This window comes from Stenotrophomonas sp. NY11291, assembly GCF_023277365.1.
GTDB classification, from domain to species: domain Bacteria; phylum Pseudomonadota; class Gammaproteobacteria; order Xanthomonadales; family Xanthomonadaceae; genus Stenotrophomonas; species Stenotrophomonas geniculata.
Genome location: NZ_CP096975.1, coordinates 1,530,321 through 1,552,859, shown reverse-complemented (window position 1 = coordinate 1,552,859; position 22,539 = coordinate 1,530,321). Strand labels below are relative to the sequence as shown.

The window sequence follows — 22,539 nt, the reverse complement described above, 5'->3', positions numbered from 1 at the left end:
ATAACGCCATGAACGACCTTTCCAACGCCGTGCCGATGCAGCGCATCGCCGTGCCGTCCTCGCACGAGAGCCTGCACACGCCGTCGCCGGTGAAGCTGGCTGCACGTGGACTGGACTTCTACTACGACAAGTTCCACGCCCTGAAGGGCATCAACCTGGAAATCCCGGAAAAGCGCGTGACCGCGCTGATCGGTCCCTCCGGTTGCGGCAAGTCCACGCTGCTGCGCATCTTCAACCGCATCTATGCGCTGTACCCGAAGCTGGAGGCGCGCGGTGAAGTGCTGCTGGACGGCGAGAACATCCTGTCGCCGAAGTACCCGATGAACCGCCTGCGCAGCAAGGTCGGCATGGTGTTCCAGAAGCCGGTGCCGTTCCCGATGACCATCTTCGAGAACGTGGCCTACGGCATCCGCCACCACGAGAAGCTGAGCAAGGCCGACATGGCCGACCGTGTCGAGCAGGCGCTGCGCCAGGGCGCGCTGTGGGACGAAGTGAAGGACAAGCTGGGGCAGAGCGCGCTGGGCCTGTCTGGTGGCCAGCAGCAGCGTCTGTGCATCGCCCGTGCCGTGGCCCTGCGCCCGTCGGTGCTGCTGCTGGACGAGCCGACCTCGGCGCTGGATCCGATCTCGACCAGCCGCATCGAGCAGCTGGTGGAAGAACTCAAGCACGAGTACACGATCGTGATCGTCACCCACAACATGCAGCAGGCCGCGCGCGTGTCCGACTACACCGCCTTCATGTACCTGGGCGATCTGATCGAGCACGACCGCACCGAAGTGATCTTCTCGCAGCCGTCGCAGCGGCAGACCGAGGACTACATCACCGGTCGCTTCGGCTGAAACGGCAGTCGAGCGTGGCTCGGCTCTACAGACAACGGCAGTCGAGCATGGCTCGACTCTACAGAGTGGAACAACCATGAATCTTCCCAACGACCACATCGTCAAGAGCTACGACGAAGAGCAGCAGCGCCTGGTGGCCGAAATCGTGCGCATGGGCGAGATGGCCGTCGCCCAGCTCGAAGCGGCGATGGACGTGATCGAGAAGCGCGACGAGAACGCCGCCCATCGCATCATCGCCAACGACGAAGCGATCGATGCGCTTGAGCAGCAGATCAGCCACGACGTGATGCGCCTGGCGCTGCGTGGCCCGATGGCGCGCGACCTGCGCGAGATCCTCGCCGGCCTGCGCATCCCCGCCGACATCGAACGCATCGGCGACTATGCGGCCAACGTCGCCAAGCGCTCGATCGCACTGGGCAAGGTGCCGCCGCTGCCGCAGATCCAGGGCCTGCGCGCACTGGGCCGCCTGGCCGCGCAGCAGGTGCGCCGCGCCATTGCCGCCTACCGCGACAACGACGCCGACGCCGCACTGGCACTGCGCGAGGACGATGCCCGCCTGGACGCGCAGTACACCGCGCTGTTCCGCGAGCTGCTGACCTACATGATGGAAGACCCACGCAACATCACCCCGTGCACGCACCTGTTGTTCATGGCCAAGAACCTGGAGCGCGTGGGTGACCACGCCACCAACATCGCCGAGAACGTGTGGTTCCTGGTGCACGGCGAGCAGCCGCTGCCGCCGCGCGAGAAGCGCGACGAAACCTCCAGCACCGGCCAGCCCTGACGCTGCACTGCAACACCGGAGTCGACTCCAAGGTGGCCGCTGTCCTGGTGACAGCGGCCTTCTTGTTTCTGGGCGTTCCACCCGCGTTGTGGGCGCCGGGCTTGCCCGGTGCGAACCTTCCGGATGCTTCTGTAACAAACCTCACGAAAATTTGAGGTCTTGGCGAGGATTCGTTGAGTAGGATCGCTGCACCATCGTTTCCACCGGCATCCCTGCCGGCCACCCGGGCACCCGCCCACACCACCCAGGAGCACGACCGATGAGCAGTTCCAACAAGACCCTGTCCCTGCTGACTGCTACCGCCCTGGCCGCCGGCCTGGGCATGACCGCCAGTGCCTCGGCGCTGAGCATGAGCGACCTGGCCCAGGGCTATCTGGTGGCCGGCCAGGCAGCCAAGGCCAGCACCGATGCCAAGGCAGCAGATACCAAGATGGCCGCCGACGCGACCAAGCACGCCGAAGGCAAATGTGGTGCCGACGGCAAGAGTGCCGAAGGCAAGTGCGGCGCCGACAAGGGCAAGGCCGCCGGTGCCGCGGCAGGCGCCAAGGCCAAGACCGGCGACAAGAAGGCGGCCGAGGGCAAGTGCGGCGAAGGCAAGTGCGGTGCCAAGCACTGACGTCCGCGCCAGCGCCGTCCACCTGCGGTCGCCGCTTCATGCGGCGGCCGCCGGGTTGGGGCTGCGCAGGGCGCTGCTGCAGGATCTGCGCGATGCACCGGCGGGCGACTTCGATTTCCTCGAATGCGCACCGGAGAACTGGATCCATGTCGGTGGCCCCGCTGGGGATGCGCTGGCCGAACTGGCGCAGCGCCATCCGTTGAGCTGCCACGGCCTGTCTTTGTCGCTGGGCGGCAGTGCGCCGTTGGATACGCAGCTGCTGGAACAGGTCGGCCAATTCCTGGAAATGCACCGCGTGCCGCTGTACAGCGAACATCTGAGCTACTGCAGCGACGACGGCCACCTGTACGACCTGCTGCCGATTCCGTTCACCGACGAAGCGGTGCGCCACACCGCCGCGCGCATCGCCCGCGTTCAGGACCTGCTGGGTCGCCGCATCGCGGTGGAAAACGTGTCCTACTACCTGGCACCGGAGCCGGCGATGGACGAGCTGGCGTTCACCAATGCGGTGCTCGCCGAAGCCGACTGCGACCTGCTGCTGGACGTCAACAACGTCTACGTCAACGCCTGCAACCATGGCTACGATGCCGATGCCTTCATCGCCGGCCTGCCTGCACAGCGCATCGTCTGCCTGCACGTGGCCGGGCACCTGGACGAGGCACCCGACCTGAAGATCGATACCCATGGCAGCGCAGTGATCGATCCGGTCTGGGAGCTGCTGGCGCGTACCTACGCGCGCATCGGCCCACGCCCCACCCTGCTCGAACGCGATTTCAATTTCCCGCCCTACGCCGAACTGCAGGGCGAACTGCAGACCATCCGCCGCCTGCAGGCCGCGCACGCCGGGGCTGTACATGGCTGACACCACCGACACCCTGCGCGCGCAGCAGCACGCGTTCACCGCTCACCTGCGCGATCCGCAGGGCGTACCACCACCGGCCGGTCTGGAGCCACGCCGGGTGGCGGTGTACCAACGGCTGCTGTTCAACAACCTGCTCGGCCTGTTGAGCAACGGCTTCCCGGTCTGCGTGCGCCTGCTCGGCGAACCGGCCTGGAGCGGACTGGTGCGCCAGTACTTCGCGACCCATCGCTGCCAGACGCCGCTGTTCACCGAACTGGCCGCCGAATTCGTGCAGTGGCTGCAGGCCCAGCCACAGCTGCCGCACCCGGCGTTGGCCGAACTTGCTCATTACGAGTGGGTGGAAACCGCGCTGTACCAGCTTCCTGCCGAGCCTCTGCCTGCGCCGGGTGGCATCGACCCGCTGCGGGTGCCGCTGCAGCGCTCGCCACTGGCATGGCCGCTGCTGTATCAGTGGCCCGTGCACCGGCTCGGTGCCGAGGACGCACCGTCACAACCGCCGGCGGAACCGACCGGCCTGCTGGTTCGTCGCGAGGCCGATGGCGAGGTGCGCTTTGCCGTACTCAGCCCGCTGGCGGTGTACCTGCTGTCCAGCATCGGCGAACACCCCGGCCTGGATGGCCATGGCTACCTGCGGCACCTGGCCGCCGCGCACGGCCTGGCCGAGGACGCGCTGGCCGGACCCGGTGCCGCGCTGCTGCAGCAGTTCCTGCAGGCCGGCGTGATCGGCCCGCTCGCAGTCCCAGGCTGACGCCCCTTTCCCCGGAGAACCGCCGATGAACCTCCCGACCCTGGCCACCGCGCGTGGCCAGCTGGACCGTCTCGCCCCCTGGTTGGCCCCGCTCGGCCTGCGCCTGCTGCTGGCCTGGGAATACTTCGAATCCGGCCGCGAAAAACTGCACGGCCAGAACTGGTTCGCCGACCTGCAGGATGCCTTCCCGTTCCCGTTCGACCAGCTGCCGGCCACCCTGAACTGGCAACTGGCCACCTGGTTCGAACTGATCGGCGCGGCCTGCCTGCTGGTTGGCTTCGGCACCCGGTTTGCCGCGGCCAGCCTGCTGGTGCTGACCGTTGTGGCCACCTATGCGGTGCATTGGCCGATGGAGTGGAACTCGCTGTCTGACCTCGCCATGGGCTACGCGATCACTGACCAGGGCTTCGGCAACTTCAAGCTGCCGGTGCTGTTCATGGCGATGCTGCTGCCGCTGATCTTCACCGGCGCCGGCAGGCTGAGCGTGGATGCGTGGTTGGCGCGGTGGCAGCCATCGGGCACGACGGCACGGCCCGCGGCCCGGTAGACACCGCCCGTGGTCGGCGCGCACCGTGCCAACCAAGGTTGGCACCTACCGGAAGCCTGAGCGTGCGGTGCCCGGTAGGTGTCGACCTTGGTCGACACACGCCTGCGCAGGGAACCCGTGCGCCACAGGCTGGCCGGGTGCTCAGGGTCGCTCTGCTAGAATTCACGCATGACTGACCCCACCCCCGCACCTGCCGCCGCTCCCGATTCCGTAGTACCCCAGGCGCAGCGCGCGATGTCACAACGCTTCCGCGGCTTCCTGCCGGTGGTGGTGGACGTGGAAACCGGCGGCTTCGACAGCCAGCGCAATGCGCTGCTGGAGATCGCTGCGGTGCCGATCGAGATGGACGAGAACGGCCTGCTCTACCCCGGCCAGACCGCCAGCGCCCACGTGGTGCCGGCCGAAGGCCTGGAGATCGACCCGAAGTCGCTGGAAGTGACCGGCATCATCCTCGACCACCCGTTCCGGCTGGCCAAGGAAGAAAAGGCCGCGCTGGACCACATCTTCACCCCGGTGCGTGCGGCGATGAAGAAATACGGCTGCCAGCGCGCGATCCTGGTCGGCCACAACGCCCATTTCGATCTCGGTTTCGTCAATGCGGCGGTGGCCCGAACCGGTCACAAGCGCAATCCGTTCCATCCGTTCAGCGTGTTCGACACAGTGACCCTGGCCGGCATCGCCTACGGGCAGACCGTGCTGGCACGTGCGGCCACGGCCGCCGGGCTGGGGTGGGATGCCAATGAGGCGCACAGCGCGGTGTATGACACCGAGCAGACCGCGCGGTTGTTCTGCACCATCGCCAACGCCTGGCCGCGGTGAAGCGGCCAACGGCGGAGCCCCTCGTGGCGTGAAGCGAATCATCCGTTGGGCCGGACGGGTGGACTGCGCAGGGGACGCTGCAAGTACGTCCATGTAATCTCGGTCGCCGGCTGCTCGTGTGCGCTGTCCTGCGCACACGGCAAGACCGGGGTTGGGCATCCGGCCCAACCCGCCCGAGGCATGCCTCAGGCCCATGCGGCTCACGCCCCTGCGCAGCCCACCCGTCCGGCCACGGACACGTTGCTGGGTGCCACGGAAAGATCAGAAAAGCAGGAGCAACAGCGGATCGCTGCGCTCGTTGGGGCTGCCGACGACCTCTGTGGTGGGTACTCCTTTGGTGGGTGCCGACCATTGGTCGGCACCGCCGGTTGGTGCGGCACTCCAGTAGATCCACGCCATGCGTGGATGCGATCAACCAATGCTCGTGCGGTCGCGGCCGTCGCTCTTGGCGCGGTACAGCGCGCGGTCTGCGCGCTGGTACAGCAGCGCCGGGGTGCGGTCGTCGGCGTCCAGCTCCACCAGCCCCGCGCTGAAGGTCACGCGCAGGCCGTCCACACCGGCCCAGTCGGGGTGGTCATGGAACAGGCCGCGCAGGCGTGCGCACAGCTGTGCGGCTTCCTCCAGGCGGGTGTCGTTGAGCAGCAGCGCGAACTCTTCGCCACCGGTCCGCGCGGGCAGGTCCGAGTCGCGGCTGGCGGCGGCGATCAGCCGCGCCACCTGCACCAGCACCGCATCACCGATGCTGTGGCTGTGGCGGTCGTTGACGTCCTTGAAGTGGTCGATATCCAGCACCACCAGGCACAGCGGATGACCACTGCGCTGCGAACGCGCAAAGTCGCGGGCCAGCGTTTCATCGAAGGCACGGCGGTTGGCCAGGCCGGTCAGCGCATCTTCGCGGGCCTGCCGTTCGAAGGCCTCGGCCTGGCGTGCCAGGCGCTCGGCCAGTTCGGTCTTTTCCTGGTTCAGCGCCTGCAGGTGCACGGTCTTCGCCTGCAGGTCGAAAGTGGCCTCGTCCACCCGCCGCGCCAGGCGCAGGTTGCTGGCCTTCAGCTGCTGCAGCAGCAGGCGGTACAGCGCCACCAGCCCGGCCAGCAGCAACAGTCCACCCAGCCCCTGCACACTGCGTCGCTGCCACCAGAACGGCTCCACGGTGAAGCTCCATACCGCTTCCTGCTGGCCCCAGCTGCCACTCGGATGGGCAGCGGCCACGTGCAGGGTGTAATCGCCCGGCGGCAGGCCGACGAACTCCACGCTGCGCTGCGGGCCGCGTTCGACCCACCCCGCATCCAGGCCATCCAGCCGCGTGCGGTAGCGGATCCGGTCAGACATCAGGTAGCTCAGGCCGACATAGCTCACCGTCAAGCGACGGCCGCCGGGAATGTAGTTGCGGTCCGGGCCCTCCCAATGCACCGGTGCGCCATCCACCTGCACGCTTTCAATCGCTGCCGGCGGTGAAAGGCGCTCACGGAAACGCTGCAGGCGCTGCGGGTCGACGGTGCTCAGGCCACCGGCGGTGACCACCCAGAACGTGCCGTCCTGGCGCAGGATCGCCGATGGCCCGGAGCTGCCGTTGGCCTGCGCATTGGCCATGCCGTCGATCTCGTTGTAGCGCTCCACCATCACCCGGGGTGCGCGGCCATCGGCCACGGCGTTGAGGGTGGCCATGTCGGTGCGCAGTACACCGCGGTTGCTGCTGATCCACACATTGCCAAGGCGATCCGGCACCAGCTGGAACACCGCATCTACCGGCATGCCCTGCTCCAGCCCCACCCGCGCCAGCGTGCCGTTCCGCCAGCGGTACAGGCCGCGGTCGCTGCTGATCCACATCGCGTCGCCCAACTGATGGAAGCCGAACACGCTGCGGCCACCGCCCAGCGGCGCCAGGTCGATCGACTGCACGTGGTCGCCGCGCAGCACGCGGATTCCCTCGATGGTGCCGATCCACAGGTTGCCCTGATGATCGTGCTCAAGTGCGGTGATCAGGCCGCCGGGCATGCCCGGGACGTTCGATACCTGCACACGGTCACCGTCGATGCGGACCACGCCCTTCTGCGTGCCGGCCCAGACCACACCCTGCGGGTCCACGCTGATCGCGCGGATGTTGCCACCCGGCATGCCATCGGCGGCGGCATAGTTGTGCCGCAGCCGGCCGTCACGACCAAGACGGTAGACGCCATCGCCGAACGTTCCGACCCACAGGTCACCGTCCGGGCCCTGCGCCAGGCTGAGCACCGAAGGTGCCTTGCCGCCGCGGTTGTGCAGCGGCATCGCACGGAAGCGGCCATCGGCGGTCTGCAGATCGAGGCCGCTGGCACTGCCGACCCACAGCTGGCGGTCGCGGTCCTCGAACACGGTGCGCACATAATCACCACTGAGGCCATCGCGCTCGGTGTAGCTGCTGAACAGCGTTTCGCGCAGGCGGTACAGGCCGCCGTTGGCACCGACCCAGATGCTGCCCTCGGCATCCTCGCGCAGGCTGACCACGCGTCCACCCGGCAGGTTCAGGCCCGCCGGCAGCCGCTCCAGTCCATGCGAGGAGATCCGTAGCAGGCCCTGGTTCTCGGTGCCCAGCCACAGGTCTCCATGGCGATCCTGCAGCATCGAGGTCAGGTGCAGCTGGCCCGGCAGGCGGTGCATCAGCACCAGCTGATCATCTTCCACGCGGTACAGGCGCTCGCCGGCGACGATCCACAGCGCGCCGTCCGGAGCGCGGTACGGCCACGACAGGCCACTGCCGGCGCCCAGCCCCCACGCCGCGGGCGCCCGCTTGAGCACGCCGTCGTTGTCGCGCAGCACCAGCCCGTCCAACGTACCGGCCCAGACCCGGTCCTGCGCATCGACCACCAGCTTGGTGAAGCTCATCGCCATCGGCAGGTCGGCGGCCGGCGCTTGGTAGACGATGCCGGTGTCCGGCGTCAGATAGCCGATGCCCTTGCCTTCATAGAGCAGCCACAGGCGGCCCTGGCTGTCCATCTGCATGGACTGGATCAGTACCTGCGGGGTATCGGCCTGGTGCTCCCAGACCCGCCACTGGCCATCGTTACCGCGGTGGCTGACGTTGCCGCGCGAATCACTGATCCACAGCCCGCCCTGACGGTCGACGAACAGCGCACCGATGCCGTTGTCGCGCAGGCCCGGGCGGGTGCTGCGGTCGAACACGGTGAAATCGAGGCCGTTGTATCGCACCAGGCCTTCCCAGGTGGCGAACCACAGGTGGCCTTCGGGGGTCTGCGCGATGTCGCGCAGCGAGTTGTGTGGCAGGCCGTTGCGCGACGTCCATACATCGATGGCGTAATCGCGCAGCGGCGGTGCCCCCTCCTGCGCAGCCACCGGCAGTGACAGGGCCAGCAGCAGCCACAGCAGGCCCTGTCGCAGCCATCGACCGATACCTGATCCGCAGCGCTCCGCCCAGCGCCCGATGTCCCCCTGTCCGGCCATCAGTGCAGCGGCGGCGGCCAGGCAGGGCTGCCGGGCCTGGCAGCATGCGGGAGCTGCCAGGCAGCGCTGAACGGCATGCCGGCGGGAACGGGCTGGCTCATCGGGGGGAAACTGGGAAGATGCGCAGATGATAGGCCAAACCCGGCCCACGGCGTCACCATCGCCAGCCGCGAAGACTCAGCCCGCGCGCCCCGGCGGCGTTACCTGTGCACTGGCCGGCCACTGCACTACCGCCTCCAGCCCGCCTTCGGCGCGGTTGCGCAGCCACAGCCGCGCGCCATCCTTCTCGGCCAGAGCGCGGGCGATGGTCAAGCCCAGACCGGCGCCGCCGGTTTCGCGCGAACGCGAGGTCTCCACCCGCACGAACGGGTCGAACACGGCTTCCAGTTGATCTTCGGCCAGGCCGGGGCCGTCGTCGGCCACCACCACGGTGATCGCGCCGCCACTGCGCTCGACCCGTACCCTCACCCGGTAGGCGTACATCACCGCGTTGTCCACCAGGTTGGAAAACAGCCGGTGCATGGCCAGCGGACGCAACATCAACACCGCACCGCTGCCCCCTTCGAAGACGACATCACCGCCACCCTCGGCGGTGTCTTCAACGATGCTCTCCAGCAGCGAATCCAGGTCCAGTGCGGCACGCTGCTCGGCGCTCTCAGCGCTGCGCGCCAGCTCCAGGCCTTCGCGCACCAACGCCTGCATCGCGGCCAGATCGCCGATCAGGCGCTCGCGCAGTACCTCGTCGCTGACGTTCTCCAGGCGCAGGCGCAGGCGGGTCAGCGGGGTCTGCAGGTCATGGGTGATCGCCGCCAGCATCTGCGTGCGCTCAGCCAGGTGCCGCTGCAGGCGATGCTGCATGGCATTGAAGGCTTCGGCAGCACGCTGCACCTCGCGCGGCCCGCGCAGCGGCAGGGGATCGCGCTGCAGGTCGTCGCCCAGGTCTTCGGCGGCGGCCGCCAGCTCCTGCAACGGCGCGCTGGCGATGCGCGCGACGATGTAGGCCAGCACCGCGATCGCCAGCACCAGCAGCGTCAGGAACCACGGATCAACGGCGAGGATGCCGTTGTGCGCCACCGCCGGCGAATCCAGCGCCAGCTTCAGCAACGTGCCGTCGTTGAGGGTCACGTCGACCGCACGGCACTTGGGCGGGATGAATGCCGGATCACGCTCGCGCGGGTGCTTGCGATGCCCGGGCGGCGGCGGCGGCAACAGGTCCTGCAGCTTGGGAATGCAGGAGCGGAACGAAGCGAAGTGCACATGCGCGCGAGCGACCGGCCCCGGCCGGTCATCCAGGACTTCCATCAACGCCGTGTCGGCCCGCCCCAGGCGCGCGCCGGGTTGCAGCGCGCGGACGCTCGGCCCACCGATTTCGAGCAGGCGCTCACGCAGCTCGGGATTGCCGTCGAGCAGGTTGACGTAGCCCTGCAGGCGGTCGGCGATGCGGTTCAGGTTCTGCCGCTCGAACTCCTGCTGGCGCTTGGAGGTGGCCAGCATGGTCGCGCCGATCGCGGCCACGCTCATGCCCAGCAGCAGGATCACGAACAACCGCCCGACCATCGAGGACAGGAAATGGCGCAGGCGCTTCATCGCGGCTTATTCCAGGTTCACCGAGGAGGCCAGTACATAGCCTTCGTTGCGTACGGTCTTGATCAGCCCGTCCGGGCCACCATCGTCGCCCAGCTTGTTGCGCAGGCGGCTGACCTGCAGGTCGATCGCGCGATCCTGTGCCTCGTAGTTGCGGCCACTGCTGAGCGCGACCAGCTGCTCGCGCGACAGCACCTTGTTGGCATGGGCGATGAACACCCGCAGCAGGCGGAACTCGGCGCCGGACAGCACCACCACGCGATCGTCCGGGTCCACCAGGTGGCGATGCTCCAGATCGAACACCCACCGCGAGAAGCGCGCACGGCGCACCGCCAGCGGCTCCAGGTTGGCCGGCAGCGCCTCGGTCCGGCGCAGCACGTTGCGGATGCGCGCCAGCAGCTCGCGCGGTTCGAACGGCTTGGCCAGGTAGTCGTCGGCGCCCATTTCCAGGCCCAGCACGCGATCGATCGGCTCGGCGCGTGCGGTCAGCATGATCACCGGCGTGTTCGAGCGTGCGCGCAGGTCGCGGCACAGGGTCAGGCCATCCTCACGCGGCAGGTTGAGGTCGAGCACGATCAGGTCCACGTGCTCGCGGTCCAGCAACTGGCGCATGGCGGTGCCGTCGGCAGCCGTGCTCACCTGGTAGCCGGCACGGCCGAGCTGTTCGGCCAGCAGGGTGCGGATGTCGTTGTCGTCGTCGACGATCAGCAGTCGGTGCATCGTGTTTTCAGTCTCCATGTCGCGATCATCCCGTGTCGGCAGCTGAACCGCATCCGGGGCAATGCGTACCAGTGTATCCACCCGTGGGCGGGATACCTGTGGTTACGCGTATTCACCGACAGTGTTACATAGAGACATACCCCGAGGATTGAGCCGCCCATCGCCCGGTCTTCACAATGCCCACCAACGCCGCCGCCGCGGCCCCGAGAGTGAAGCCACGACGTGACGTTCCGCCTGCTGCCCGCGACCCGCCGGGGTCGCCTGATACTGATCGCCCTGCTTGCCCTTGCCGTCGCCGCAGCCGCCTGGTGGCTGCTGCGCAAGCCCGCCGCCCCGGCGGTGGCGACCACGCCCGTCAGCCGTGGTGACATCGAGCAGACGGTGGAGGCCACCGGTGTGATCGACGCCTACAAGCTGGTCAGCGTGGGTGCCCAGGCCTCGGGCCAGATCAAGTCGCTGAAGGTGCAGCTGGGCGACACCGTGAAGGAAGGCGATCTGATCGCCGAGATCGACGCCACCACCCAGCAGAACCAGGTGCTCAACGCGCAGGCCTCGCTGGACCAGGTCACCGCCCAGCGTGCCGTGCAGCAGGCCACCCTGCGCCAGGCCGAACTGGAGTTCGCGCGCCAGCAGCAGATGCTCGCCGCCGAAGCCACCTCGCGCCAGGAATACGATGCCGCCGAGGCACAGCTGAAGACCGCCCGCGCCCAGCTGCAGTCCTACGAGGCGCAGATCAAGGGCCGTGAAACCGAACTGGGCACCGCCCGTGCCAACCTGGCCTACACCCGCATCACCGCGCCGATGGACGGCACCGTGGTGGCGGTGGTGGCCGAGGAAGGCCGCACCGTGAACGCCAACCAGACCGCGCCGACCATCGTCATGCTGGCGCGGCTGGACGTGGTCACCGTCAACGCCGAGATCTCCGAGGCCGACGTGGTCAAGATCAAGGCCGGCATGCCGGTCTACTTCACCACGCTGGGCGACCCGGACCGCAAGTACCACGCCACCCTGCGCCAGATCAATCCGGCGCCGGCCTCGATCGCCAACGAGAATTCGTCCAGCTCCAGCAGTTCGTCCAGCTCCAGTTCCAGCAGCGCGGTCTACTACAACGCGCTGTTCGATGTGGAGAACCCGGACGGCACGCTGCGCATCGACATGACCGCCCAGGTCTCCGTGCTGCTCAAGCAGGCCAAGAATGTGCTGATGGTGCCGGCGGTGGCACTGGGGCCGAAGCGCCGTGGCGACGAGCGCATGGTGCGGGTGCTGGACGACAAGGGCCAGCCGCAGCCGCGCAAGGTCACCGTGGGCATCAATAACGGCGCCTCGGCCGAGATCCTGTCCGGCCTGAAGGAAGGCGAGCGCGTGGTGGTGGGCGAAGCCGGTGCGACCGGTGCCAGCGCCGGCGGCGGCAACCGCGGCGGCATGCAGATGCGGGTCGGCGGCCCGGGCATGGGGCGCCGATGAGCACGACGGCGCCGCTGCTGCGCCTGCGCGACCTGCGACGCGAATTCCCGGCCGGCGATGATGTGATCGCCGTTCTGCGCGACGTCAATCTCGACATCCACGCCGGTGAGATGGTGGCCATCGTCGGCCAGTCCGGCTCGGGCAAGTCGACGCTGATGAACATCCTCGGCTGCCTCGACCGCCCTACCCGTGGCAGCTACCAGGTGGCCGGCCGCGAAACCGGGAAGATGGAACCGGACGAACTGGCCGAACTGCGCCGCGAACATTTCGGCTTCATCTTCCAGCGCTATCACCTGCTGGGCGACCTGGACGCGCGCGGCAACGTGGAAGTGCCGGCGGTGTATGCCGGCAGCCCCGGCGCAGTGCGCAACGCACGGGCCGAGCAGCTGCTGCAGCGGCTGGGCCTGAGCGACCGCATGCACCACAAGCCGGGGCAGCTGTCCGGTGGCCAACAGCAGCGCGTGTCGATCGCACGTGCCCTGATGAACGGCGGCGAGGTGATCCTGGCCGACGAACCCACCGGCGCGCTCGACACGAAATCCGGCGAGGAAGTGATGGCGATCCTCGGCGAGCTGCACGCCGAAGGCCACACCATCATCATCGTCACCCACGACATGAGCGTGGCCGAACACGCACAGCGCATCATCGAGATCCGCGACGGCGAGATCATCGCCGACCGCGCCAACCCGAACGCACCGACCTACCGTGCGCAGCGCGAGGCCAGCACCGGCGTCGCCCGCGGCAACAGCTGGCGGGCGGCCCGCGACCGCTTCACCGAAGCGTTCCGCATGGCACTGCTGGCGATGAACGCGCATCGGCTGCGCACCTTCCTGACCATGCTCGGCATCATCATCGGCATCGCCTCGGTGGTCTCGGTGGTGGCGCTGGGCAATGGCTCGCAGCAGCAGATCCTGCAGAACATCAGCGCGCTCGGCACCAACACCATCGACGTCTATCCAGGCCGTGGTTTCGGCGACATGCGGTCGGCGCGGGTACAGACGCTCAAGGCCAGCGATGCCGATGCACTGGCAAAGCAGAGCTACGTGGACAGCGCCACGCCCAGCGTGTCGACCTCGGTCACCGCGCGTTACCGCAACCAGTCGTCCACCGCCCAGGTCAGCGGCGTCGGTGAACAGTTCTTCCGGGTCAAGGGCGTGACCCTGCTCAGTGGCAGCTTCTTCGACAGTGATGCAGTGAAGGGCCTCGGCCAGGTGGCGGTGATCGACGAGAACACCCAGACCCAGTTCTTCCCCGATGTCGACCCGGTCGGCCAGGTGATCCTGCTCGGCAACGTGCCAGCACGCGTGGTCGGCGTGGCCAAGCGCCAGAGTTTCGGTTTCGGCGGCAGCACCAGCCTCAGCGTGTGGGTGCCGTACACCACGGTGATGTCGCGCATGCTCGGCCAGAGCCACGTCTCCAGCATCACCGTGCGCGTGGACGACGACACGCCGATGGATGCGGCGCAGGAAGCGATCACCCGCTTGCTGACGATGCGCCATGGCACCGAGGATTTCTTCCTCAGCAACAGCGCCGAGATCCGCCAGACCATCGAACAGACCACGCGCACGATGACGCTGCTGATCGGCGCGATCGCCGCCATCGCGCTGCTGGTCGGTGGCATCGGCGTGATGAACATCATGCTGGTGTCGGTCACCGAGCGTACGCGTGAGATCGGCGTGCGCATGGCCGTGGGTGCGCGGCAGAGTGATATCCGCCAACAGTTCCTGATCGAAGCGGTGCTGGTGTGCCTGCTCGGCGGCGTGCTCGGCATCGGCCTGGCCCTGCTGCTGGGCTCGATGATCGGCCGCTTCGCCAGCGACTTCCAGGTGCTGTTCTCCACCGCCTCGATTGTCGCCGCCTTCGCCTGTTCGACCCTGATCGGCGTGGCGTTCGGCTTCCTGCCCGCGCGCAATGCCGCGCAGCTCGACCCGGTGGAGGCCCTGGCCCGCGAATGAAGATGATGACCCGACTGCCCTTCCCTGCTCCCTCGCGCCTGCTGCTGGTGGGCGCTGTTCTGCTCGCCCTCTCAGGCTGTGCATCGGTGGGCCGCTACCCGGTGCAGGCCCCCGACGTGGCGGCCAGCTACGGGCGTGGCGACGCCACTCTCAATGCACCCGCCGACGACCCGCGCAGCAGCCTGGATACACCCGGCCGCGACATCCGCCAGGACACCTGGTGGACCGGCTTCGGCGATGAACGACTGGACCGCCTGGTGGCGCAGGCGCTGGCCGCCAACAGCGATCTGGCCGCCGCCGGCCTGGCCGTGCAGCGTTCGCGCCTGCAGGCTGGCCTGGCCAGCAACGCGCTGTGGCCGCAGCCTTCGTCCTCCGGGGTCAGTGGCAGCGCCAGCCGCGCCACCGACCAGGCTGATGACTGGCGCCGCAGCTACTCCACCGGCGTTTCGCTGGGCTGGGAGGTCGATCTGTGGGGCCGCCTGCGCACCCAGCGCGACATCGCCCGCTGGGAAGCCGAGGCCAGCGAGGAAGACCGGCAGAACACCGCGCTGCTGGTGATCGGCGACACCATCACCCAGTACTGGAACCTGGCCTATCTCAACCAGTCGATCGCCACCGGCCAGGCCAACCTGGAGCGGCTGGAACGTACCCGCGAACTGGTCCAGGCTCGCTTCGACGCCGGTGCGGTATCGCGCCTGGAAGTACGCCAGGCACTGCAGAACCTGCAGTCGCAGCGCTCCTCGCAGAGCGCGCTGGAACAGCAGCGGGTGGAAGTGCGCAATGCGCTGACCGTGCTGCTGGACGGCACGCCGTGGCCACAGCAGGACGAGCCGCAGGACCTGCTGGCCGCACGCAGCCCCGGGATCAACGAAGGCCTGCCGACCGACCTGCTCGGCCGCCGTCCCGACCTGCGCGCAGCCGAACTGCGCCTGCGCAACAGCCTGAAGACCATCAAGGTCACCGCGACCCAGTACTACCCGGCATTGAGCCTGACCGGCAGCCTCGGCTCCAGTGCAACCTCGCTGGGCGATGTGCTGCGCAACCCGGTGGCCACGCTGGGCGCCGGCCTGTCATTGCCGTTCCTCAACCTGCAGCGCGCGCAGCTGGATACCGACATCGCCGGTACGGCGTACCAGATTGCTGCAACCAACTTCCGCAAGACGCTGTACACCGCGCTCTCGGAAGTGGACAACGCGCTGTCGGCACGTGAGCAGCTGGCGCGCCAGGTGGCGGCCTCGCAGGCTTCGTATGACGAAGCGGTGGAAGTAGAGCGCGCGCAGGAAGTGCGCTACCGCGTGGGTGCCACCGATCTGCGCACCTGGCTGGAGGCACAGCAGACCCGGCGCGACGCCGAGCTGTCACTGGCGCGCGTGCGCCAGGGCCAGCTGAACAACGACGTGACCCTGTTCAAGGCGCTGGGCGGCAGCGCGGGCTGAGGCCCGTCCTGTAGAGCCGAGCCCACGCTCGGCTGCAACGAAGAGCAGCCGAGCGTGGGCTCGGCTCTACAGATCAACCGCGCTGGCGCACGGCCTCGAACAGGCTGACGCCGGCGGCGACGGAGACGTTCAGGCTCTCGATCTCGCCCGGCATCGGGATCTTGACCAGGCCATCGCAGTTCTCGCGGGTCAGTCGGCGCAGGCCGTCGGCTTCGCCACCCAGCACCAGGGCGATGTTGCCCTTCAGGTCCAGCTGGTACAGCGAAGCGGTGGCTTCGCCGGCCAGACCATAGATCCACACGCCCTGCTTCTGCAGGTCCTTCAGGCAGCGCGACAGGTTGGTCACCGCCACCACCGGGATCAGATCGGCGGCACCGGCCGAGGTCTTGCGCACGGTGGCATTGACCGTGGCCGACTTGTCCTTGGGGATGATCACTGCGGTCGCACCGGCGGCAGCGGCCGAACGCAGGCAGGCGCCGAGGTTGTGCGGGTCCTGCACTTCGTCCAGCACCAGCAGCAGGGCCTTGCCCTCGGCGGCAGTGACGAGGCCTTCCAGCTCGTTCTCGCTGTAGGTACGGGCGGCGGCATAGCGCGCGGCCACGCCCTGGTGGCGCACCGAACCACCCACGCCATCCAGCGCCTGGCTGTTCACCTTGCGCACGTCGATGCCCTTGCGGCGGGCGTTTTCCTCGATCTCGGTCAGGCGCGGGTTCTTCGCACCGGCCTCGACCAGCACTTCGCGGACGTTCTCGGCGTCGTTCTCGATGGAGGAGGCGACGGCGTTGACGCCGACAATCCACTGGCTGTTCTTGCTCATGCGGGCGGGGACCGGAAAGGGGGTGGCTATGGTAGAGCATCGGCGGCGGCCGCGCTTCGCGCTCGCCGAGCATGGCCCGGCGCTACCGGCCGTTCATCCCCCGGCTGAACGGCTGCGCGGCGGCCAGTGCGGGGTGTCGTGGTCGGGGTGCTGGTGGGACACGATCGTGGCCAGGAAATCCAGCGCGGCGATGTCTTCCTCGGTACGTCGCGCCGGCAGGCTGGCCAGGCTGTCGACGAAGGGCAGCTTGCGCTCGACTCCGTACTGGATCGTCGGCGGCAGGCGCTCGGGTTCGTCAAAGGCACCGGCCGCCACCGCCACGCCGTCCGGCGCCTCGTAGGTCAGCGGCGTACCGCAGTCGGCGCAGAAGCCACGCCGCACCACGTTGGACGACTGGAAATAGCGCGGCTGGCCGCGGGTCCAGCTGAACTGCACGCCGCGCACCGACACCAGCGGCGCGTAGTAGGCACCGAAGGCCTTCTGGCACATCCGGCAATGGCAGATCGAGCTGTCGGTGAGCGCGCCACGCGCCTGGAAGCGGATCGCGCCGCACTGGCAGCCGCCGCTGTACTCGGGTTGGCCCTGCATCTGCGGTCCTCCGTAACGTCGTGCCAACCAAGGTTGGCACCTACCGGGTGAGGGATGTGCCAACCAACGGCTGGCACCTACCGGGTGAGGCAGGTGCCGACCGTTGGTCGGCACACCTTTCAATACTGCTTCTTCGTCCGCTTGGCCGGCTTGCCGCGCTCCGGCAGTGGCGGTAGGCCCTCGCCTTCGTCCTCGCCCTTGTGCTCGACCAGGCGGAAGTCGATCTTGCGTTCTTCCATGCTGGCCTTCAGCACCAGGATCCGCACGCGATCGCCCAGACGGTAGCTGCTGCCGCGGCGCTCGCCGGTCAGCGTCTTGCGGGTCGCGTCGAACTTGTAATAGTCCTGCGGCAGCTGGGTCACGTGCACCAGGCCCTGCACTTTCGACTCATCCAGCTCGACGAACAGGCCGAAGCTGGTCACGCCGCTGATCACGCCATCGAACTGGCCACCCACGTGCTTTTCCATCCACGCCGCGCGGTAGCGCTCGTCGACCTCGCGCTCGGCTTCATCGGCACGGCGCTCACGCTCGGAGCACTGCAGCGCCAGCGCAGCCATTTCGCGCGCATTGTAGGTGAACTTGTCCAACGGCTTGCCGGACAGCGCATGCTTGATCGCGCGGTGCACCAGCAGGTCGGGATAGCGACGGATCGGCGAGGTGAAGTGCGCGTACGCCTCCAGCGCCAGGCCGAAGTGGCCGTGGTTCTCCGGGCTGTAGATCGCCAGGCTCTGGCTGCGCAGCAGCACCGATTCCAGCAGCGTGGCATCGGGGCGGTCGCGGATCTTCTTCAGCAGCTTGGTGTAGTCACCCGGGCGCACCTTGGACCACGGCGGCAGGCTCAGCTTGAACTCCTTGAGGAATTCCAGCAGGTCGGCGTACTTGGTCTCCGGCGGCTTCTCGTGGATGCGGTACGGGGCCGGCACGTGGCGCGACAGCAGGTACTTCGCTGCCTCGACGTTGGCCGCGATCATGCATTCCTCGATCAGCTTGTGCGCGTCGTTGCGCACCAGCATGCCGGCCTGGGTCACTTCACCGCGGTTGTCCAGCACAAAGCGTACTTCACTGCTTTCGAACTCGATGGCACCGCGCTTGGCGCGTGCCTTGGACAGCACCTTGTACAGCTGGTGCAGGCGCTGCACCTGCGGCAGCAGGTCACCCATCCAGGCCTTGGTATCGGCATCGTCCTCGCCCACCGCCTTCCACACCTGGGTATAGGTCAGGCGCGCGTGCGAGTTCATCACCGCCTCGTAGAAGCGCGAATGCGTCACCAGGCCGTCGCGGTCGATCTGCATGTCGCAGACGAAGCACATGCGGTCGACCTTCGGCATCAACGAACAGATGCCGTTGGAGAGCGTCTCCGGCAGCATCGGCACCACGAAGCCGGGGAAGTAGACCGAAGTCGCACGCTTCTGCGCTTCCTCGTCCAGCGGCGTGCCGGGACGGACGTAGTTCGAAACATCGGCAATCGCCACCACCAGGCGGAAACCGTCGGCATTCGGCTCGCAGTACACCGCGTCGTCGAAGTCCTTGGCATCTTCACCGTCGATGGTGACCAGCGGCGTGCTGCGCAGATCGACACGGTCGCCGATCATCGCCGGTTCAACCACCATCGGCACCGAGGCGGCTTCGTCCAGCACCTCCTGCGGGAACTCGAACGGCAGCTCGTGGCCGTGGATCGCGGTCTCCACCACCAGCGATGCGGTCAGCTTGTCGCCGAGCACGGCGATGATGCGGCCGATCGGCGGGCGGCGGCTGTCCGGCGCCTGGGTCAGTTCGCAGACCACCAGCTGGCCATCGCGCGCGCCACCGGTCTGGTCCGGCGGTACCTGCACGTTGCGCTGGATGCGCTTGTCATCGGGCACCACGTAATTGATGCCCATTTCAATGCTGAAGCGACCGATCAGGCGGGTCATGCCGCGTTCGAGCACGCGCGCAATGCTGCCTTCGCGACGGCCACGGTGGTCGATGCCGGTCACGCGGGCCAGCACCTTGTCACCGTGCATGACCTTGCGCATTTCATACGGGGGCAGGAACAGGTCGTCGCCCCCCTCGACCGGGCGCAGGAAGCCGAACCCTTCCGGGTTGGCGATCACCACGCCGGTGACCAGGTTCAGGGTCTGGATCGGGGCGAAGCCGCCACGGCGGTTCTGCACCAGCTGGCCATCACGGACCATGGCACCGAGCCGGCGCGACAGCGCTTCGGCACGATCGGGTGCGGTCAGGCCCAGGCGTGCGCCCAGTTCCTCGGCGGTCTGCGGCCCTTCGCAGCGCTCCAGCAGGGCCAGGATGGCCTCGCGGCTGGCGATGGGCTGTTCGTATTTCTCCGCTTCACGCGCGGCATAGGGATCGTCGATCACCTTGCCGGTCGGCGGCAGCTTGCGGCCCGGGGTCGGGCCTGGCGCGTCGGTATTGCGGACCTTGCGGCCACGCGGTGGTGCGCCGCCTTCATTCAATTCGGGGAACCAGCCCGGCAACGGCTTGCCCGGCTTGGTGGTGCGGGCTGCGCCCGCCTTGGCGCCCTTCTTCGGGCCCTGGCTGCGGGAGGTGCTCCCGCCCTTGCTTGGTTTTTTGGTAGTCATCGCCCTACATGGTAGCCGTTGACGGCGTGCAGAACGGGTCAGTGGCCGTCTTGAAGGCCTTGCGTGAAAAATATTCAGGAAGTCGTTGACAGCCTGCGGATTCATCTTCACAATTGCGCCTCTGGAACGCCCAGGTGGCGGAATTGGTAGACGCACTAGTTTCAGGTACTAGCGGGTAAAACCGTGGAGGTTCGAGTCCTCTCCTGGGCACCACGTTTCAAGGCTTCGGCCGCACAGAACCCCGCCATGGCGGGGTTTTTGCGTTATGCCCGTCCCCCACGCCAGCAATGGCGGCATGGAAACGGGACGCCGCCATCGGCGTCCCGGCGGATAACCGGTAGAGGCGCTAGGGCAGCGGCGGCGGGTCACCCGGGATCGGTGGCATGCCCCCTTCTGCAAGCGGCGGGATCTCCCGCACCGCCTTCCAGGCAGACAATCCCTCATGCCAGACCAGTGTCTCCACAGTGATGCGACGCTCACGCAGGAGGCGCAACACCTGCTCAAGGCCGTGAGGCCCCGACGCATTGCCGTCCACGGCCAGGAAGTACTGCGTGGCGACAGGAAGCGAGGGAGGCTGTGCCGGCAGGCGCGGCGTCAGCGCATCCAGCTGACTTGCCATGCCCCGCCCCAACCCCAGGCCAGCACCGAGCCCCAGCCCGGCCTGCACCGCCGGGTTGCCTTCGTTGGCCGCTGCGGTTTTCAACACGTCGATCGACCTGTCGTACTGGTAGATATCGCGCCCCAGCATGTTCAGCTCAGCCGTCTTTTCCTTCAGTTCCTTCAGCCGCCGGAAGCTCGGATCGTCTTCCGGTACGTTGACCGAGTGGAAGTAGAAATTGACGACGCTGACACCGAATTGACCCATCTCTTCATCGATGGCCGCACTGCATTGCGCAGCAATCTCCTCAAGGTGCAGCGACGCTTCGACGACGGAGATGCGCAGCGTCGTCAGCGCGCGCGCCAGGTGCACGTTGACGGCCTGCAGCACCACCCCGGTGAAGTACTCGACCACCTGCCCGGCCGAAAAGCCGGTCCCCGCCCCCACCAGCGACTCCAGGAACCGCCGCGCGTCGGTGATCCGGAAACCGTACTGGCCATAGGCGCGCACCGGCACGACCACGCCGTATCGGGGATCCTCCAGCTGGATCGGGCGACGGGTCCCCCACAGGTTGTCCAGCTTCGAGACGAGATTGACGAACCAGACTTCGGCCTGGAACGGACTGTCCATTCCGAACGGCACGCTGGTGAGCGTGGTCAGGAAAGGCAGATTGTGCGTATCGAGCGTAATCGTCCCTTCGCGCACCTCCTCGCGGATGGTGCCGCGGTAGACGAAGAACGCGACCTGGCCGGGCTTCACCACCAGCTGCGAACCCCACCTCAGGCGGGTGGAGGGAAACTTCCAGACGAAGTCCTGCGCAGTGTTCTCGAACGCAACGACATCAATGAGCGCCATGCAGTCAGGCCTCGATCATGTTGGCAGACAGGCGACGGCGCGCCCACGCAGCCAGCGGTGCAACAAGCAGCACCCGCGTAGCGCCACGGGCCAGCGCACTGCCCTCGATCAGGCGAGCCACCGGCGGCGAGCAGCGATAGTAGAGCCTGACAAAGCGGCGGCCTGCCGCTGTCCTGCGCAGCACGCGGTCCCGATACCGCCGCAGCACCCGCACGCTGCCATCCTCATATGAGCCCATGGCCGCCGTGGCAATGAAACACCCCGTCTTCGCCGGCGGCGGCAGGCCACCGGCCACCGCTTCGGGCCAGGCGCTGGCATCGTAGACGTTGTTGTAGAACTGCCTGCAGTACTTCTGGAATCCCTGGCACCAGTCCAGCGGCGGATCCGAATGGACGGTCGCGCCCTGGATGCGCACTTTCAGGACCTGAGCAGCGCAGATCATCTTCAGAAGCGCTTCGGAGATGATGTAACGCCCATTCTCGAAGCAGAACAGCTGGCCACCGATGTGCTCGACCTGGGTGTCCTGCTCGGTGAACTCGACCCGTTGATTGACCTGGTCGCAATTGAAGATGATCACACCATCGCGCGCATGGAACCAATCATCGGCACGGATCACCACGCAATCGAGCACAAGGACATCGAGCTCAGCCGTCTTGACACGCCGCAGTGTAAACCGGGCATTGAACGCGCTCAGATTTTCCGAGCTGATGGCGACCTCGTCCAGGTAATCGCGGATGTAGAGGTTGCCCTCTCCCCACATGAACTGCTGGACATGCGTGATTTCGGTCTTTTCGGTGAACTCGTCGAAGGTTTTCTCGACGAAGGAATCTGCTGCATCCGACACTTACACTCCCCCTGTTTGCTGCAAAAGTGCGCCGAGCCTCCGCTCGACGTTTTCAATCTTCCGGGCAATGCTCGGATGACCGGTTTCAACCTGCTGCTCGACAAGAAACGCGAGCTCGCGACGCAAGGAGGCCTCCAGGGCACGCGGCTCCGCTTCGCCGGCACTCCCGGCATCCATCGCGGGCCCGACCGCCGCTGCCTCTTCCGCCAGGCTTCCACAGTAGGCACACACCCGCATTGCTGCCCGCAGGGGCGCACCGCACGACCGACACTCCACCATTCACTCCTTGCTGCTGCATGCCAGGATCTCGTTTCCAACCCGACCACGGCAGGCATGCTCCCTGCGCCGCATCGGTCAGCGCTGCATCATCGGGCCAAAACGTGCGGCAATCCAGACGGCAAACGGGTGGGATGCATGGGGGCCTGGCTGCCCTTGTGAGCCCCCTC

19 protein-coding genes and 1 tRNA gene are annotated in these 22,539 nt (G+C 67.4%); 12 read left to right on the top strand and 8 right to left on the bottom strand.

The genetic code is table 11. The annotated features are described in order from the left end of the window. The first annotated feature begins 8 nt into the window (after positions 1–8). The 7 genes from pstB (at position 9) to rnt (ending at position 5,215) form a co-directional block, all read left to right on the top strand. Entirely contained in the window at positions 9–839 is an 831-nt protein-coding gene (gene pstB / locus M1L61_RS07215; protein WP_005408788.1) for a phosphate ABC transporter ATP-binding protein PstB, read from the top strand. Between the two features lie 76 nt (positions 840–915). Continuing rightward, complete coding sequence (gene phoU / locus M1L61_RS07210; protein WP_008265615.1) at positions 916–1,623, top strand: phosphate signaling complex protein PhoU; 708 nt, start codon at positions 916–918, stop codon at positions 1,621–1,623. A 259-nt stretch (positions 1,624–1,882) separates the two neighbouring features. Further along, positions 1,883–2,239, top strand: a complete 357-nt coding sequence (locus M1L61_RS07205) for a hypothetical protein (protein WP_248854503.1) — start codon at positions 1,883–1,885, stop codon at positions 2,237–2,239. Next, positions 2,226–3,101, top strand: a complete 876-nt coding sequence (locus M1L61_RS07200) for a DUF692 domain-containing protein (RefSeq protein WP_248854502.1) — start codon at positions 2,226–2,228, stop codon at positions 3,099–3,101. The genes M1L61_RS07205 and M1L61_RS07200 overlap by 14 nt, the downstream gene beginning before the upstream one ends. Continuing rightward, the gene (locus M1L61_RS07195) at positions 3,094–3,849 is read left to right on the top strand and encodes a putative DNA-binding domain-containing protein (RefSeq protein ID WP_043402611.1); all 756 of its coding nucleotides are present in this window, start codon (positions 3,094–3,096) and stop codon (positions 3,847–3,849) included. Before M1L61_RS07200 ends, M1L61_RS07195 begins: the two co-directional genes overlap by 8 nt. A 25-nt stretch (positions 3,850–3,874) precedes the next feature. After that, on the top strand, positions 3,875–4,396 hold the full coding sequence (locus M1L61_RS07190; protein ID WP_227199831.1) for a DoxX family protein: 522 nt from the start codon (positions 3,875–3,877) through the stop codon (positions 4,394–4,396). Between the two features lie 234 nt (positions 4,397–4,630). Continuing rightward, positions 4,631–5,215: a ribonuclease T gene (gene rnt, locus M1L61_RS07185; RefSeq protein ID WP_005408782.1), complete on the top strand. Its 585-nt coding sequence runs from the start codon at positions 4,631–4,633 to the stop codon at positions 5,213–5,215. Between the two features lie 411 nt (positions 5,216–5,626). On the opposite strand, the gene M1L61_RS07180 is transcribed toward rnt, so the two are convergent. The 3 genes from M1L61_RS07180 to M1L61_RS07170 form a co-directional block, all read right to left on the bottom strand. Beyond that, entirely contained in the window at positions 5,627–8,653 is a 3,027-nt protein-coding gene (locus M1L61_RS07180) for a ligand-binding sensor domain-containing diguanylate cyclase (protein ID WP_010486230.1), read from the bottom strand. 177 nt (positions 8,654–8,830) lie between these two features. Next, positions 8,831–10,240 carry an ATP-binding protein gene (locus tag M1L61_RS07175; RefSeq protein WP_010486233.1) on the bottom strand — a complete coding sequence of 470 codons (1,410 nt, stop codon included), beginning with the start codon at positions 10,238–10,240 and terminating at the stop codon, positions 8,831–8,833. 6 nt (positions 10,241–10,246) lie between these two features. After that, a complete protein-coding gene (locus M1L61_RS07170; RefSeq protein WP_005408779.1) occupies positions 10,247–10,975 on the bottom strand; it encodes a response regulator in 729 nt (242 codons plus the stop codon). A 204-nt stretch (positions 10,976–11,179) separates the two neighbouring features. On the opposite strand from M1L61_RS07170, the gene M1L61_RS07165 reads away from it, so the two are divergent. Genes M1L61_RS07165 through M1L61_RS07155 form a run of 3 tightly spaced genes read left to right on the top strand, consistent with a single transcriptional unit; the run spans position 11,180 to position 15,812 of the window. Beyond that, positions 11,180–12,421, top strand: a complete 1,242-nt coding sequence (locus M1L61_RS07165) for an efflux RND transporter periplasmic adaptor subunit (protein WP_248854501.1) — start codon at positions 11,180–11,182, stop codon at positions 12,419–12,421. After that, positions 12,418–14,376 (top strand): MacB family efflux pump subunit, encoded by a 1,959-nt coding sequence (locus M1L61_RS07160; protein WP_010486241.1) that lies wholly within the window; start codon positions 12,418–12,420, stop codon positions 14,374–14,376. The genes M1L61_RS07165 and M1L61_RS07160 overlap by 4 nt, the downstream gene beginning before the upstream one ends. Beyond that, entirely contained in the window at positions 14,373–15,812 is a 1,440-nt protein-coding gene (locus M1L61_RS07155) for a TolC family protein (protein ID WP_197598239.1), read from the top strand. The genes M1L61_RS07160 and M1L61_RS07155 overlap by 4 nt, the downstream gene beginning before the upstream one ends. Before the next feature lie 73 nt (positions 15,813–15,885). Here the strand turns inward: M1L61_RS07155 and rlmB are convergent, their stop codons facing one another. The 3 genes from rlmB to rnr all read right to left on the bottom strand — a co-directional run bounded on the left by rlmB (position 15,886) and on the right by rnr (position 19,796). Then, positions 15,886–16,629, bottom strand: coding sequence for a 23S rRNA (guanosine(2251)-2'-O)-methyltransferase RlmB (gene rlmB / locus M1L61_RS07150; RefSeq protein ID WP_005408775.1), 744 nt, complete (start codon positions 16,627–16,629; stop codon positions 15,886–15,888). 93 nt (positions 16,630–16,722) lie between these two features. Then, positions 16,723–17,217, bottom strand: a complete 495-nt coding sequence (locus M1L61_RS07145) for a GFA family protein (RefSeq protein ID WP_235652101.1) — start codon at positions 17,215–17,217, stop codon at positions 16,723–16,725. Positions 17,218–17,336: 119 nt separating this feature from the next. After that, complete coding sequence (gene rnr / locus M1L61_RS07140; RefSeq protein WP_049436503.1) at positions 17,337–19,796, bottom strand: ribonuclease R; 2,460 nt, start codon at positions 19,794–19,796, stop codon at positions 17,337–17,339. 128 nt (positions 19,797–19,924) lie between these two features. On the opposite strand from rnr, the gene M1L61_RS07135 reads away from it, so the two are divergent. Continuing rightward, positions 19,925–20,009 (top strand) — tRNA-Leu (locus tag M1L61_RS07135). Positions 20,010–20,142: 133 nt separating this feature from the next. Here M1L61_RS07135 and M1L61_RS07130 read toward each other — a convergent pair. Together M1L61_RS07130 and M1L61_RS07125 are read right to left on the bottom strand one after the other, a co-directional pair. Then, the gene (locus tag M1L61_RS07130; protein ID WP_197579173.1) at positions 20,143–21,249 is read right to left on the bottom strand and encodes an SPFH domain-containing protein; all 1,107 of its coding nucleotides are present in this window, start codon (positions 21,247–21,249) and stop codon (positions 20,143–20,145) included. A 4-nt stretch (positions 21,250–21,253) separates the two neighbouring features. Continuing rightward, on the bottom strand, positions 21,254–21,865 hold the full coding sequence (locus M1L61_RS07125; RefSeq protein WP_197579174.1) for a CFI-box-CTERM domain-containing protein: 612 nt from the start codon (positions 21,863–21,865) through the stop codon (positions 21,254–21,256). Here M1L61_RS07125 and M1L61_RS07120 point away from each other — a divergent pair. Continuing rightward, positions 21,839–22,531 carry a hypothetical protein gene (locus M1L61_RS07120; RefSeq protein ID WP_197579175.1) on the top strand — a complete coding sequence of 231 codons (693 nt, stop codon included), beginning with the start codon at positions 21,839–21,841 and terminating at the stop codon, positions 22,529–22,531. The two genes, M1L61_RS07125 and M1L61_RS07120, sit on opposite strands and share 27 nt — an antisense overlap. The last annotated feature ends 8 nt before the right edge of the window (positions 22,532–22,539 follow it).

Bases quoted from the DNA above. Each gene is read 5' to 3' on its own strand.
- pstB (WP_005408788.1), top strand. From the start codon at position 9: ATGAACGACCTTTCCAACGCCGTGCCGATGCAGCGCATCGCCGTGCCG.
- phoU (WP_008265615.1), top strand. From the start codon at position 916: ATGAATCTTCCCAACGACCACATCGTCAAGAGCTACGACGAAGAGCAG.
- M1L61_RS07205 (WP_248854503.1), top strand. From the start codon at position 1,883: ATGAGCAGTTCCAACAAGACCCTGTCCCTGCTGACTGCTACCGCCCTG.
- M1L61_RS07195 (WP_043402611.1), top strand. From the start codon at position 3,094: ATGGCTGACACCACCGACACCCTGCGCGCGCAGCAGCACGCGTTCACC.
- M1L61_RS07190 (WP_227199831.1), top strand. From the start codon at position 3,875: ATGAACCTCCCGACCCTGGCCACCGCGCGTGGCCAGCTGGACCGTCTC.
- rnt (WP_005408782.1), top strand. From the start codon at position 4,631: ATGTCACAACGCTTCCGCGGCTTCCTGCCGGTGGTGGTGGACGTGGAA.
- M1L61_RS07180 (WP_010486230.1), bottom strand. From the start codon at position 8,653: ATGGCCGGACAGGGGGACATCGGGCGCTGGGCGGAGCGCTGCGGATCA.
- M1L61_RS07175 (WP_010486233.1), bottom strand. From the start codon at position 10,240: ATGAAGCGCCTGCGCCATTTCCTGTCCTCGATGGTCGGGCGGTTGTTC.
- M1L61_RS07170 (WP_005408779.1), bottom strand. From the start codon at position 10,975: ATGGAGACTGAAAACACGATGCACCGACTGCTGATCGTCGACGACGAC.
- M1L61_RS07160 (WP_010486241.1), top strand. From the start codon at position 12,418: ATGAGCACGACGGCGCCGCTGCTGCGCCTGCGCGACCTGCGACGCGAA.
- M1L61_RS07155 (WP_197598239.1), top strand. From the start codon at position 14,373: ATGAAGATGATGACCCGACTGCCCTTCCCTGCTCCCTCGCGCCTGCTG.
- rlmB (WP_005408775.1), bottom strand. From the start codon at position 16,629: ATGAGCAAGAACAGCCAGTGGATTGTCGGCGTCAACGCCGTCGCCTCC.
- M1L61_RS07145 (WP_235652101.1), bottom strand. From the start codon at position 17,217: ATGCAGGGCCAACCCGAGTACAGCGGCGGCTGCCAGTGCGGCGCGATC.
- rnr (WP_049436503.1), bottom strand. From the start codon at position 19,796: ATGACTACCAAAAAACCAAGCAAGGGCGGGAGCACCTCCCGCAGCCAG.
- M1L61_RS07130 (WP_197579173.1), bottom strand. From the start codon at position 21,249: ATGGCGCTCATTGATGTCGTTGCGTTCGAGAACACTGCGCAGGACTTC.
- M1L61_RS07120 (WP_197579175.1), top strand. From the start codon at position 21,839: ATGGAACCAATCATCGGCACGGATCACCACGCAATCGAGCACAAGGAC.